The sequence below is a fragment of the Paraburkholderia phytofirmans genome, from assembly GCF_046028095.1.
GTDB classification, from domain to species: domain Bacteria; phylum Pseudomonadota; class Gammaproteobacteria; order Burkholderiales; family Burkholderiaceae; genus Paraburkholderia; species Paraburkholderia phytofirmans_A.
The window spans coordinates 182,017-194,733 of sequence record NZ_JAQQDJ010000013.1; the positions used below are offsets into that span (position 1 = coordinate 182,017).

General features: G+C 64.4%; 10 protein-coding genes. 3 read left to right on the plus strand and 7 right to left on the minus strand.

Annotated features, from left to right (window positions below):
* Positions 1–41: 41 nt before the first annotated feature.
* Positions 42–1,121 (minus strand): ABC transporter ATP-binding protein, encoded by a 1,080-nt coding sequence (locus PQR54_RS30760; RefSeq protein WP_408252363.1) that lies wholly within the window; start codon positions 1,119–1,121, stop codon positions 42–44.
* 101 nt (positions 1,122–1,222) lie between these two features.
* On the opposite strand from PQR54_RS30760, the gene PQR54_RS30765 reads away from it, so the two are divergent.
* Entirely contained in the window at positions 1,223–2,194 is a 972-nt protein-coding gene (locus PQR54_RS30765; protein WP_408252365.1) for a LysR substrate-binding domain-containing protein, read from the plus strand.
* Positions 2,195–2,438: 244 nt separating this feature from the next.
* Positions 2,439–3,923: an esterase-like activity of phytase family protein gene (locus PQR54_RS30770; RefSeq protein WP_408252367.1), complete on the plus strand. Its 1,485-nt coding sequence runs from the start codon at positions 2,439–2,441 to the stop codon at positions 3,921–3,923.
* Between the two features lie 85 nt (positions 3,924–4,008).
* On the opposite strand, the gene PQR54_RS30775 is transcribed toward PQR54_RS30770, so the two are convergent.
* Complete coding sequence (locus tag PQR54_RS30775; protein ID WP_408252369.1) at positions 4,009–4,596, minus strand: TetR/AcrR family transcriptional regulator; 588 nt, start codon at positions 4,594–4,596, stop codon at positions 4,009–4,011.
* 197 nt (positions 4,597–4,793) lie between these two features.
* Between PQR54_RS30775 and PQR54_RS30780 the strand changes: the two genes are divergently transcribed.
* The gene (locus tag PQR54_RS30780; RefSeq protein ID WP_408252498.1) at positions 4,794–5,570 is read left to right on the plus strand and encodes an SDR family NAD(P)-dependent oxidoreductase; all 777 of its coding nucleotides are present in this window, start codon (positions 4,794–4,796) and stop codon (positions 5,568–5,570) included.
* Positions 5,571–5,628: 58 nt separating this feature from the next.
* On the opposite strand, the gene PQR54_RS30785 is transcribed toward PQR54_RS30780, so the two are convergent.
* The 5 genes from PQR54_RS30785 to PQR54_RS30805 all read right to left on the minus strand — a co-directional run bounded on the left by PQR54_RS30785 (position 5,629) and on the right by PQR54_RS30805 (position 12,656).
* The gene (locus PQR54_RS30785; RefSeq protein ID WP_408252371.1) at positions 5,629–6,594 is read right to left on the minus strand and encodes a D-2-hydroxyacid dehydrogenase; all 966 of its coding nucleotides are present in this window, start codon (positions 6,592–6,594) and stop codon (positions 5,629–5,631) included.
* 18 nt (positions 6,595–6,612) lie between these two features.
* Positions 6,613–8,661 carry a transketolase gene (gene tkt, locus PQR54_RS30790; RefSeq protein WP_408252373.1) on the minus strand — a complete coding sequence of 683 codons (2,049 nt, stop codon included), beginning with the start codon at positions 8,659–8,661 and terminating at the stop codon, positions 6,613–6,615.
* A gap of 150 nt (positions 8,662–8,811) precedes the next feature.
* The gene (locus tag PQR54_RS30795) at positions 8,812–10,671 is read right to left on the minus strand and encodes a TRAP transporter large permease (RefSeq protein ID WP_408252375.1); all 1,860 of its coding nucleotides are present in this window, start codon (positions 10,669–10,671) and stop codon (positions 8,812–8,814) included.
* Positions 10,672–10,675: 4 nt separating this feature from the next.
* Positions 10,676–11,719 carry a TRAP transporter substrate-binding protein gene (locus tag PQR54_RS30800; RefSeq protein ID WP_408252377.1) on the minus strand — a complete coding sequence of 348 codons (1,044 nt, stop codon included), beginning with the start codon at positions 11,717–11,719 and terminating at the stop codon, positions 10,676–10,678.
* Between the two features lie 172 nt (positions 11,720–11,891).
* Positions 11,892–12,656 carry an SDR family NAD(P)-dependent oxidoreductase gene (locus PQR54_RS30805; RefSeq protein ID WP_408252378.1) on the minus strand — a complete coding sequence of 255 codons (765 nt, stop codon included), beginning with the start codon at positions 12,654–12,656 and terminating at the stop codon, positions 11,892–11,894.
* Between the last annotated feature and the right edge of the window lie 61 nt (positions 12,657–12,717).

The following is a 12,717-nucleotide window of genomic DNA, read 5'->3' on the forward strand; positions in this document are numbered from 1 at the left end:
GTGAAACGGAGAGGGAGTGCCCCACGCGTGGGCGGAGAAAATCAGGCGGGCACGACGATCGTGTCCTGCGGGTCGAGCGTCACGCTCATCTGTGCGCCCGGCTCGGGAATGCGGCGGCGCGCGTCGTGGCCGCCGGGTTGTCTGAGGCTAATCGCGGTGCCGTCGGCGAGCGCTGCGAACACGCGCAAACTTTCGCCCTGATACAGCACCTCGGTGACGCGGCACGACAGACGATTCACGTTGTCGTTCCGCAGGCCGCCGCCGTCGATCACGAGTTTTTCGGTCTGCACCGCGAGCAGCAGTTTGTTGCCATGCGGCAGAGGATGCGCGGTGCGCAGCACGGTATCGCCGAGACGCACCGCATCGTCGCCGGCACGCGTCACGTCGAGCAGCGTCGCCTCGCCGATGAAGCTCGCCACGAACGCATCGCACGGCCGGTCGTAGAGCCGCTCGGGTGTGTCGATCTGCACCAGCCGGCCGTTCTTCAGCACGGCCACGCGGTCGCTCATGGTGAGCGCCTCGCGCTGGTCGTGCGTCACATAGACGATCGTCGCGCCGAGCTTGCGATGCAGCCGGCGCAGCTCGATCTGCATGGTTTCGCGCAGTTGCTTGTCGAGCGCGGAGAGCGGCTCGTCCATCAGGATCAGTTGCGGCTCGAACACCATCGCGCGGGCGAGCGCCACGCGCTGCCGCTGGCCGCCGGAAAGCTGGGAGATGCCACGGCTTTCGTAGCCGGAGAGTTCGACCATGGCGAGCGCGTCGGCGACCTTCTTCGCCCACGTGCCTTTCGGCTGACGGCGCGCGCGCAGCGGAAACGCGACGTTCTCGCCGACGCTCATATGCGGAAACAGCGCGTAGTTCTGAAACACGATGCCGATGTCGCGTTTGTGCGGCGGCGCAAATGTAATGTCGCGCTCGCCGACCCAGACCGCGCCCGAACTCGGCTGCACGAAGCCGCCGAGAATGCCGAGCAAGGTGGTCTTGCCCGAGCCCGAAGGGCCGAGCAGCGAGACGAATTCGCCGGGGGCGATGTCGAGTGAAACGTCGTCGAGGGCCACGACCTGGCCATAACGTTTCGCTGCCGATCGGATCGAAACACCTGTTTTCGCTCGTGCGTCCATTGCGTTCTGTCTCGCTGAAGAGGCCTGCGTTAGGGAAAATATAGACTTCGCCCTTTTTGGCGGCAATTCCCAAATTGTTGGAGAAGGCATAACATCAGGTCATGCCCAATCTCCGCAAAAAACTGCCGAGCGCCAATGCGCTGTTCGTGTTCGAAGCTGCCGCGCGCTGCGGCAACTTCACGCGCGCGGCGCAGGAGTTATATGTGAGCCAGCCCGCGGTGAGCCGCATGCTGGCGCGCATGGAAGATCATCTCGGCGTGCGGCTGTTCGAGCGCGTGCGCGGCGGTATCGAGCTCACCGAGAACGGCAAGATTCTTTATCGGAAGATTTCCGAGGGCTTCAATGGAATCGAAGGCGCGATTCGCGAGATCGAGGCGCGCGCCACCGGTGTGGAGTCGGTCACGCTGTCGGTGTCCACGGCCTTCACCACGCACTGGCTGATGCCGCGCATGAACCGGCTGAATCAGGCGTTTCCAAATGTCGACTTGCGGTTCCAGTTGATCTCGGGGCGCATCGGCGGACCGCTCGTCGATGTGGATCTCGGCATGCGCTTTCGGCGCGAGGACGAGATCGGCGAGAACAGCGTGCTGGTCATGCCGGAGACGCTGCTGCCGGTGTGCAACCGGCGCTATGACGAGATCGCGGCCACCGAGGCGGGGCGCGCGCACGGCGACACCGTGATCGTCATGGACGACGGCGAACGCGGCTGGCATGACCGCTTTGAAGCGTTCGCGGCACACGGGCGGCACGCCGCGAGCATGCTGAGCTTCAACGACTACGCGATCGTCGTGCAGGCCGCGTTGCTTGGCCAGGGCGTCGCGCTCGGCTGGCTGAACGTGGTGTCGCACTGGCTGCTGGAGGGCGCGCTCCAGCCGGCCGAACAGGAACTGATCGTCACGAACCGGCGCTGTTGTCTGGTGTGGCCGGAGAGCCGCCCGTTGCGGCCGGCCGCGGCCGACGTGCGCGACTGGATCATCGAGGAAACGCGCGCGGACGTGCGCGCGGTCGATCGGGCCTATCCGAAGTTGGGGCTGAAGCGTTCGCTGGCGGATGCGGGGTTGGCGATCGGGTAGGGCGCCAGCACTCATTGACCTTTCTGGCGCAGTGCAATACTGCCGCCGTGGCATCAAGGCTGGTCCCGACGTCATTATTCCGTCACGAACCTCACGCAGTATTACCGACGGCCTTCAATCGGCCGACGGGCCGCAGGCCGGCCCGCCTTCAAATCTTTCGCACATCCACGCGGACAAAAGCGCCCATGCACGACGCCGCGCGCCCGATCCATCGACAAACAAGCATTCCAATCAAGGAGACACCGTGTCTCGTTCAAGAATCTCTGCTCTGACGGCGATCGCTTCGTCGCTTTTCTTCGTAACGGCCGCGCATGCCGGCATCGATCTCATCGCGGTCGGTCAACTGAGCGGTCTCACCGGAGACTTATCGAAGGAAACCGCGGCGCCGCTGGAGAACGGCGTGGCGGGCAATCTGCTCGGCGGTCTGGGTTCAGGCATCGCTTACGCGGGATGCCACACGTTCGTCGCCGTGCCGGACCGCGGCCCGAATGCCGTGTCGTACAACCCGGCGATCGACGACACCGCTTCGTATATCAACCGTTTTCAGACTCTGCGCCTGCGCCTGAAACCCGGCGCGGCCGGCGCGTCGCTGCCATACACGATGACGCCGACTCTGCTCGCCACGACGCTGCTCCACACTAACGACAGGCTGGTCTACGGCACAGGCGCTGCCGCGGGCGTGCCCAACGGCGCGCCCGCGCTCAACCGCCGCAATCACACCAGCTACTTCACCGGCCGCTCGGACAACTTCGATCCGACCCGCCTGTCGACGGACGACCGCGACGCGCGCTTCGATCCCGAAAGCGTGCGCGTGAGCAACGACGGCGACAGCGTCTTCATCTCGGACGAGTACGGCCCTTACGTGTATCGTTTCGATCGCCGCAGTGGCCGCCGGATCGACACGTACAAACTGCCGGACGCGTTCGCGGTTGCCACGCTGAGCCCGATCGGCAACAACGAAATAGCGCAGAACACCTCCGGCCGCGTCGCCAACAAGGGCATGGAAGGCCTCGCGATCTCGCCGGACGGCAAGACGCTGTTCGGCGCGATGCAAAGCCCGCTGATCCAGGATGGCGGCACGAGCGGCGCGTACACGCGTATCGTCAGGATCGACGTGCGCACCGGCAGGACGACCCAGTTCGCGTATCCGCTGACGAACATCGGCACGGCAGCGAAGCCCAAATATCCGACCATTAGCGACGTGGTAGCCGTCAACGATCATGAGTTGCTAATGGATGAGCGGGACGGCCAGGGGCTGGGCGATAACTCGACGGCGACCTTCAAGAAGGTGTTCCATATCGACCTGAACGGCGCTCAGGACGTGAGCAGCGCAAGCGGTGAGGCCGGCCTCGCGCCGTATGCGGTGCAGAAGACGCTGTTCCTGGATGTGGTCGCCGCGCTCACCGCCCACGGCTACAACGCGAACGATATTCCGGCGAAGCTGGAAGGTCTGGCATTCGGTCCCGATGTCGTGGTCGGCGGTGCGAAGAAGCACACGCTGTTCGTCGCTAACGACAACGACTTCTTAGGCACCATCACCGACACCAACCACCCGGCCGGCATCGCGAACCCGAATCAGTTTTTCGCCTTTGCCTGGGACCCGAGCGACTTGCCGGGTTACGTGGCGCAAAAACTGCCCGGCGTGGACGACGATCATCATGGCGATCACCGCCGCGACCACGGCGAGTCGGACCATATGTGCGGCTTCGATCGCGACGACGATCATTGAACCACTGACGCGCGCCTCGTAGTCCCCACGCGCGTTGAAGCAACCGAAGGGCGGCGCAGGTTCATGCCGGCGCCGCTCCATCAATCTAGGCGTCCCCGCCTTGCGCCACGATCAGATCCAGCGAGCCCGCCAGAATCGATCTGGCGATGTCAGGATTGTCGACGGCACGCGCCAGCGTCACCGCGCCGACGATGGTCGCGACAATGCCAAGCGCCAGGCTTTCGCTATCACCGCCCAACGTCTCCGCGATTTGCGACGCCAGCTTGTGCACGTATCGCGTCAGACTCTCGCGAACCTCCGGCGCCGCGTGCCGCGCTTCGCCGGCAAGCGCGCACAATGCGCAGCCGTTGCCCGGATTCTTGATGTGTTTCTCGCTGAGAAACATTTCGGCGAGCGCGCGCAACGGCTCTTTCTTCGCCGAGCCGTTCGCATTCGCCGCCGCAACGGTGGCGGCGACACGTTTCTCACTTTGCGCGACCGCATATTCCAACGCCTCGACGATCAACGCATCGCGCGACTCGAAGTGACCGTAGAACGCGCCATGCGTGAGACCGGCGCGCCGCATGCAGTCCGCCACGCCGAGCGCCTCGATGCCGTCTTCCCGAATCTGCCGCGCCGCTGTTTCCAGCACGCGCTGCCGGCTTTCTGCTTTTTGCGCCTGCGAGTAGCCCATTTCCGTCACCCCTCTTGACAATCTGCATGATGAGCATAATACTGAAAATGTGCATGATGATCAACATGCAGAATGTTGGATGAGGGCATCTTTCGCGGATGTCCGTATGCGGCGGCGTTTTTTGGCCGCTTAACCGTTACAGGCGTCGCACGGCCGTGACTTCCGGCGCGTTCGCGGCGCAAGCAAGGAGAAAGATGATGCGTTTCTCAGGAAAAACAGCGTTGATTACCGGTGGGAATAGCGGCATTGGTTTCGTCACGGCGAAGCTGCTGATTGCCGAAGGCGCGAAGGTGGCGATCACCGGCCGCGACAGCGCAAAGCTGGATCAGGCCGTGTCCGAGCTCGGCGAAAACGCGCTGGGCGTGCGGGCCAATCTGGACAACGAAGCGGACATCGACGCGTTGTTCGAACAGATCAAAAGCAAATTCGGCTCGCTGGACATCGTGTTCGCGAATGCCGGCATCTCGGGTCCGACTCCGCTCGGCGGCACGACGGCCGCGGCGTTCGAGGCCATTCTCCGCACCAATCTGACCGCCGTCTTTCTGACGGTGCAAGCCGCCTTGCCGCTGATGAGCGCGGGCGGCGCGGTCGTGTTGAACGGCTCGGTGATGCGTGAACTCGGCTCGCCTGGCTCGTCGGCGTATTCGGCCACCAAGGCCGGCATCACGGGTATGGCGAAGGTCTTCGCGTCGGAGTTGGTGCAGCGTGGTATTCGCGTGAATACAGTGATCCCCGGCGGCACGCGCACGCCGATCTGGACGCGTGGCGCGCGCGAGGGCGCGACGCTCGACGGAACCGAACAGGCATTCGCACCGCGCATTCCCATGGAACGCCTCGCCGCGCCGGAAGAAGTGGCGGCGGCCGTGCTGTTCCTGGCTTCCAGCGACGCGTCGGGAATGACGGGCGCGGAAATCGTCGTGGACGGCGGCACGATCGGGGCACCGTGGGGCGCGCCGATTTTCCGTCAAGCTTGAGCGGCGTTAAAGGCAAAAAGCCGCGTCGCTCGATGTCCGAGCGGCGCGGCTGGCAAGCTTAATACGCTCCGCTCACCAGATTCATCGGCGTATCGTTGACGAAATTCTCGATGTTATCCATCAACTGATTCGCCAGACTCTGCTGCGCTTCATCCGACGCCCACGCCACATGCGGCGTCAGAATCACATTCGGCCGGCCGGCGGCGCGCAACAGAGGATTATCGTCGGCGGGCGGCTCGCCCGCGGTCACGTCGAAACCCGCGCCGCTGATCAGCCCTTGGTCGAGCGCCTGCACGAGCGCGGCTTCATCCACGAGTCCGCCGCGCGCCGTGTTGATGATCAACGGCCGGCGCTTCATCGCGCGAAACTCGGGCATGGCGAGCATATTGCGCGTTTGCGGCGTGAGCGGACTGTGCACGGTGATGATGTCGCTGGTCGCGAGCACTTCGTCCCACGGCGTGTATAACGGGCCGAGTCCTTCGCGTCCTTTGTGCGCGGCGAACATCGGCTGCATGCCGAAAGCTTTGCCGAGTTCCGCCACGCGCTGCCCCAGCACCCCTTCGCCGATGATGCCGAGCCGCGCGCCCGCCAGATCGTGAATCGCGTGTGTGAAGAAACAGAACTGCCCGGACTTCTGCCACTCGCCGGCGAGCACGTCGTCGCGATAAGCGACCAGATTGCGCCGCAGCGCGAGGATCAGCGCGAAGGTATGCTCGGGCACGGTGTTGATCGCGTAGCCGCGAATATTGCTCACTGCAATGCCGAGCCGCTGAGCCGCCGCCTTGTCGACACAATCCGTGCCGGTCGCGGCCACCGCGACGAGCTTCAGCTGCGGCAACTGCTCCAGCACTTCGGCGGTCAGCGCCACCTTGTTGGTAATCGCAATCGACGCACCGGCCAGACGCTCGATCACTTGCTCCGGCGTAGTGCGGTCGTGCTCGATCAACTGATGCTCGAAGCGCAGTTCACGCAACACGATCTGCGGTGCGAGGGTCGAGCGGTCCAGAAAAACGATCTTATGCATGGTCATGTCCCCGATGATTTACAGATGCCGCTTCGCTTCAGCGACGATATGCTGCGCGGTGATGCCGAAGTGCTCGTACAGCGTCTCCGCCGACGCCGACGCGCCGTATCCCGTCATGCCGACAAAGCCGCCTCGCTCGCCGAGATAGCGGTCCCAGCCGAACCGTAGCGCCGCTTCCACGCCGACTCGCACGGTGCCCGTGCCAAGCACGGCTGCACGATAGGCGTCGTCCTGTTCGTCGAAAATCTCCCAGCACGGCATGGACACCACGGCCGTCGCGATGCCTTCCTCCTGCAACTGGCGGCGCGCCTCTACGGCCAACGCGACTTCGGAACCGGTTGCCAATAGCGTCACGACGCGCGCGCCGCCCTCGGCCTCTTCGAGTACGTAAGCGCCGCGTTGCGACAATGGCTCGGCGCTATATTCACAGCGCACCAACGGCAGCGCCTGGCGGGCGAACACCAGCGTGCTCGGCCCGCGCCGATGCTCGAGCGCGAGCGCCCAGCACTCGGCGGCTTCGACGGCATCGGCGGGACGCAGCACGCGCATGTTCGGCATCGCGCGCAGCGAGGCGAGAATTTCGACGGGTTGATGCGTCGGCCCATTTTTGCCGACGCCGATCGAATCGTGACTGAACACGTAGTGCACCGGCAGGCCCATCAGCGCGGCCATGCGCATGGCCGGACGCTGATAGTCGGAGAACGCCAGATAGGTGACGCTGGTCGCGATCACGCCGCCATGCGCGGCCATGCCGTTGGCTATCGAGCCCATCACGTGCTCGCGCACGCCGCAGTGGACGTAGGCGCCGCTGCGGTCCTCGGCAGTAAAGGCATGCAACTGACGCTTGTGGCCGGTGGGCGCTTCGAGATCGGCACAGCCCACCATGCGTTCCGGCAACAGCGGCGCAAGCAGATCGCTGATCTCGCCCGATACGGTGATGCCGGGCTGCGGCTCGTCGCGCTCCACGGCGCGTTTGCGGTAGTCGTCGAGCACGTCGCGCCAGCCATGCGGCAGGTGGCCTGACTGGACCCGTTCGAACTCGTCCCGCTGCGCGGCGGGCAACGCGGCGAGACGTTCGTGCCACGCGTAATACTGCGGGTCGCTGCGCCGTCCTGCCGCGCGCCATGCGCCGAGAATCTCCTCGGGTATTTCGAACGGGGCGTGCGGCCAGCCGAGTGAGTCGCGGGCCGCGTCGGCGTCCGTCTGGAACAGCTTGCCGCTATGGCCGCCGCGCTGTCCTTGCAGACGCGCAATGCCGCGGCCGATCACGGTCTTGCACGCGATCATCGAAGGCCGCGGGTCCGTGCGGGCGATCGTCAGTGCGGCCGATACCGCTTCGAGATCGTGCCCGTCGACTTCGATCACATGCCAGCCGGCGACGCGAAAGCGCGCGCAGACGTCCTCGCTGATCGAGAGGGACGTGCTGCCGTCGTCGGTAATCTGGTTGTCGTCCCAGCAGAGAATCAGCTTGCCGAGTTGCAGATGGCCGGCCAGCGAAATCATCTCCTGGCCGATGCCCTCCTGCAGACAGCCATCGCCGACGAATGCATACGTGTAGTGGTCGATGAGATCGCTGCCGAATTTCGCCGCGAGATACGCTTCGGCGATCGCCATGCCGAACGCGTTGGCAATGCCCTGGCCGAGCGGGCCGGTGGTGGCCTCGATACCGTGCGCCGGTTCGTACTCGGGATGCCCCGCGCAATGCGAGCCTAGTTCGCGAAAGGTCTTGATCTGTTCCAGCCCGATCGCGTCATATCCGGTGAGATACAACAGCGAATACAGCAGCAGCGAGCCGTGGCCGTTGGACAGCACGAAGCGATCGCGGTCGGGCCAGGTCGGATCGGCGGGATTGAATTTCAGGTGGCGCGTGAACAGCGCGGTCGCGATTTCCGCCATGCCGAGCGGCACGCCCTGATGGCCTTCGCCGGCGCGCAGAATCGCATCGATGGAAAGGAAGCGGATCGCGTCGGCCAAAGGCAAGGGCGCGGTTTGCGCAACCTCGACCAACGGCGTGATCGAAGCAGGCGAAGCATTCAGTGCGGCAGACGGGGCTTCGGTGGTGGACATGGCAAAAGGCTCCTCTACGCCGCTGCTTCACGGGCAGCGGCGGCAGTCAGACAAATTGAATCAATCGAATGGCGTGGCGCGAAGCAGCGGGCGGAAGAACATCGCGCGAGGCATGACGAAGTTAGCCTCGCGCTTCAGAGGATCAAAGGCTCAATGCAGGAAGCCCGTCGAAATCCACGGCACCGCAGCCACGATGATCAGCCCGGCCATCAGCGCGGCGATGTAGCCGAGAATCGGCTTCATGCCTTCGTCCGGATGGATGCGGCTTACCGCGCAAGCGGAGTAGTAGCCCACGCCGAAGGGCGGCGCGAACAGGCCCACGCCCATCGAGAGGATCACGACCATGGCGTAATGCACGTCGTGGATATGCATGGCCCGCGCAATCGGAAACATCAGCGGGCCGAACAGCACGATGGCCGGAATGCCTTCGAGCACACTGCCGAGAATCACGAACATACAGATCGACGCCGCCATGAACATCGCCGCGCCGCCCGGCAAAGCGCCCAGGGTCTGCGCGAGTTGGCCCGAGAAGCCGGATTGCGTCAGCGCCCACGCCATTGCGGTGGCCGCGCCGATGATCAGCAGAATCGCGCCGGACAGCGTAGCGGTATCGATCAGCATCGGCTTGAGCCGTTTCCACTCGAAGCGGCGATAGATCAGCAAGCCGGCCAGCACCGCGTAGGCGATGCCGATGGTCGAGACTTCGGTCGCCGTCGCGATGCCTTCGACCACCGCTGCGCGAATCACGAACGGCAGCGCGAGCGCCGGAAACGCGATCACCAGCTTGCGCAGAATCTCGCTGCGCGTCGCGCGCTTGACGCTCGACATGTCTTCGCGCCGATAACGCCATTGCACGACGATGCACAGCGTGATCGCCAGCACGATGCCCGGTAGCATGCCGCCGGTGAAGAGCGCGGAGATCGACACGCCGGTCACCGAGCCGAGCGTGATCAGCACGAGGCTCGGCGGAATCGTCTCGGTCTGCGCGCCGGTCGCGGCGAGCAACGCGACCAGGTCGCCGGGTTTGGCGCCGCGTGCTTTCATCTCCGGAAACAGCACCGGCGCGACCGCGGCCATGTCGGCGGCTTTCGATCCCGAGATACCGGAGACGAGATACATCGCGCCGACCAGCACGTACGATAGACCGCCGCGCACGTGACCGAGCAGGCTCGCGAGAAACGCGATCATCGCCGCGGCCATGCCGGTCATCTCGATCAACTGGCCGAGGAACACGAAGAGCGGCACGGACAGCAGGATCAGATGCGACATGCCTTCGTCCATCCGGCCGACCACCACCGGCATCGGCGTGTTCGTGGTCAGCGCGAGATAACCGAAGGTGGCGAGGCCGAACGAGAACGCGATGGGCACGCCGCTCAGCACGCCGAGCGCCACGAGGCCGACGAAGAAGATCAGCAGGTTCAGATTGCCGAGGTCGCGCAACAGCGGCCCCAGTGCGATGAAAATGCCGACCAGCGCGCCGACCGTCGCGACCGCGCCCAGCACGAGACGCCAGTTGCCCATGCGCGCCAGGCGCACCACGGCCACCAGCATCATCAGCGCAGAACCGATCGGCAACGCGGCGGCGCGCCACGAATTCGACAGTTCGAGCGCGGGCGTGGTGATGAACGACTCGTCCTGCGCGAAGCTGATGGCCGGCCCGATCACCATCGCGAGAAACGCGATCGGCGCGGCGATCGCCACGACGTCGAGAAACGCGCGCACGCCCGGCGGCGCCATGCCGACCAGCGCCGTCATTCGCATATGCTCGCCGCGCCGCAACGCGATCACGGCGCCGAGCATGGCGAGCCAGAGGAACAGCATGGAGGCGAGCTCGTCGGACCAGACGAGCGGCGCGTGCAGGATATAGCGGCTCGTCACGCCGGCCAGCAGCACGACGATTTCCGCCAGCACGAGCAAGGCAGCGGGAATCTCCACCAGATGCCCGAGTGCGGAATCGAGCGCACAGGCGAAGCGGTGCTGCCGCTCGTGTGAATAAGAGATCGAGATCATCGCATCACCCCAGTTTTCCGACGGACTTCTCCAGCAGACCCCAGGCTTCGTCGCCGTATTTGCTCTTCCAGTCGTGGTAGAAGCTCGTCTTGGCCAGCGCGGCGCGGAACGACTCACGATCTACGTCGATAAAGGTGATGCCCTTGGTTTTCAGATCGTCGCGCAGCGAACTGCTCAGTTTCGCGATGTCCGCGCGCTGCAGCATCGCGGCCTTTTCGAATTCGCGCGTGACGATGGTGCGCATGTCCGCCGGCAGTCGCTCCCACGCGGCGCGGTTGCCGAGAATCCAGTAGCCGTCCCACACGTGCGAAGTGAGGCTGATGTACTTCTGCACTTCGTACAGCTTGGCGGTGGCGATGATCGGCAGCGGATTTTCCTGGCCTTCCACCACGCCCGTTTGCAAGGCGGAATACAGTTCGTTGAAGTTGATCGGCGCGGGGCCCGCGTCGAGCGCCTTGAACAGCGAAGTCAGCATCGGCGCCTGCGGCACGCGGATCTTGAAGCCTTTCAGGTCGGCCGGCGCACGCAGCGCGCGCGTGGACGAACTGATCTGCCGGAAGCCGTTGTCCCACACCTTGCTGACCGACACGATGCCGGATTTGGCGATCTGCCCGCGAATGTAATTGCCGAGGTCGCCGTCCATGGCTTTCCACACGGCGTCGTAGTCCTTGAACGCGAAGCCGGTGTTGACGATGCCGGCGGCCGGCGTGAGCGTCGCGAGAATCGACGAGGCCTGGTTGAAGAACTCCACGCCGCCGTTGCGCACCTGCGAGAGCAGGTCGGTGTCGGAGCCCAGCTGATTCTGCGGAAACAGCTTGATGTCGAGGCGGCCGTTGGTCGCTTCGCGAATGTGATTGATCGCCTCCTGCGCGCGGATATTGACCGGATGCGTCGGGTCCTGACCGGTGGCGAGCTTGTACGAGAACTCGGGCGCCGCCATGGCGCGCCGCGAGACGCTCCATAACGGCACGGCTGCGGACAGGGTCGCACCGGCCTTCAGAAAGGTGCGGCGGCTGATGCCCTGCGGGGCGTTCGAACGGGTAGTCATGGTGTCTTCCTCCAATATGGCGTGTCGTTATGTTTTTCTGACGTCTCGAGCGCGGCGGCTGCACGTGTCGCACGTCGCGCCCGTTTGTTTCTGCATCTGTACTGCAAGGTCTCCGCTGCTGCCGCCGGCCTCCCGCCGTGCAGCCCGTCCCGCTGGACGAATCGGCTTTGAATCAGCCGTGAATCAGCATGCCGCCGTTCACGTCGATCACCGCGCCGGTGATATAGGACGACAAGTCCGACGCGAGGAACAGGAACGCGCCGGCCACGTCGTCGGGAACGCCCAGGCGATTCAGCGGAATGCCCGAAAGAATCTCGACGCGCTTGTCGTCGCTGATCTTGCCGGCGTTGATGTCGGTCTGAATCAGGCCGGGCGTCACGCAGTTCACGCGAATGCCGTCGTTGCCGAGTTCGCGCGCCATCGCTTTCGCTAGACCAAGCACGCCGGCTTTGGCCGCCGAATAGTGCGGGCCGCCGAGAATGCCGCCGCCGCGCTGCGCCGACACCGACGACATGCAGCCGATCGACCCGCTCTTCTGCTTCTTCATTTGCGGCACGACCGCTTGCGACAGATACAGCACGCCGCGCAGGTTGACGTCGAGAATGCGGTCCCAGCTTTCCGGATCGATGTCGAGGAATTTGGCCGCCTGGGTGATGCCGGCGTTATTGATCAGGATATCGATCGAACCGAAATCGGCGACGGTGCGCTCAACAGCGGCCTGACAGGCAGCGCGGTCGGTGACATTGCACACATAGCCGCGATGCTCGGGCCCGATCGAAGCGGCGGCTTCTACAGCGGCGTTTTCGTCGAGATCGAAAATGGCGATGCGCGCGCCATGAGCGGCGAATTTGCGTGCGGTCGCCATACCGATGCCGCGCGGCGATGCGCCGCCGGAAATGACGGCGACCTTGCCGTCGAGAAGACGTGACTCTGACATGATGCGGATCTCCTGAATGTGATGCTTATGGTTTGCTACTTTCTTTGCTATTGGTGACTAC

What these genes read in the sequence shown, in the direction of transcription:
- PQR54_RS30760 (WP_408252363.1), bottom strand. Translation starts at nt 1,121, where the DNA reads ATGGACGCACGAGCGAAAACAGGTGTTTCGATCCGATCGGCAGCGAAA.
- PQR54_RS30765 (WP_408252365.1), top strand. Translation starts at nt 1,223, where the DNA reads ATGCCCAATCTCCGCAAAAAACTGCCGAGCGCCAATGCGCTGTTCGTG.
- PQR54_RS30775 (WP_408252369.1), bottom strand. Translation starts at nt 4,596, where the DNA reads ATGGGCTACTCGCAGGCGCAAAAAGCAGAAAGCCGGCAGCGCGTGCTG.
- PQR54_RS30780 (WP_408252498.1), top strand. Translation starts at nt 4,794, where the DNA reads ATGCGTTTCTCAGGAAAAACAGCGTTGATTACCGGTGGGAATAGCGGC.
- PQR54_RS30785 (WP_408252371.1), bottom strand. Translation starts at nt 6,594, where the DNA reads ATGCATAAGATCGTTTTTCTGGACCGCTCGACCCTCGCACCGCAGATC.
- tkt (WP_408252373.1), bottom strand. Translation starts at nt 8,661, where the DNA reads ATGTCCACCACCGAAGCCCCGTCTGCCGCACTGAATGCTTCGCCTGCT.
- PQR54_RS30795 (WP_408252375.1), bottom strand. Translation starts at nt 10,671, where the DNA reads ATGATCTCGATCTCTTATTCACACGAGCGGCAGCACCGCTTCGCCTGT.
- PQR54_RS30800 (WP_408252377.1), bottom strand. Translation starts at nt 11,719, where the DNA reads ATGACTACCCGTTCGAACGCCCCGCAGGGCATCAGCCGCCGCACCTTT.
- PQR54_RS30805 (WP_408252378.1), bottom strand. Translation starts at nt 12,656, where the DNA reads ATGTCAGAGTCACGTCTTCTCGACGGCAAGGTCGCCGTCATTTCCGGC.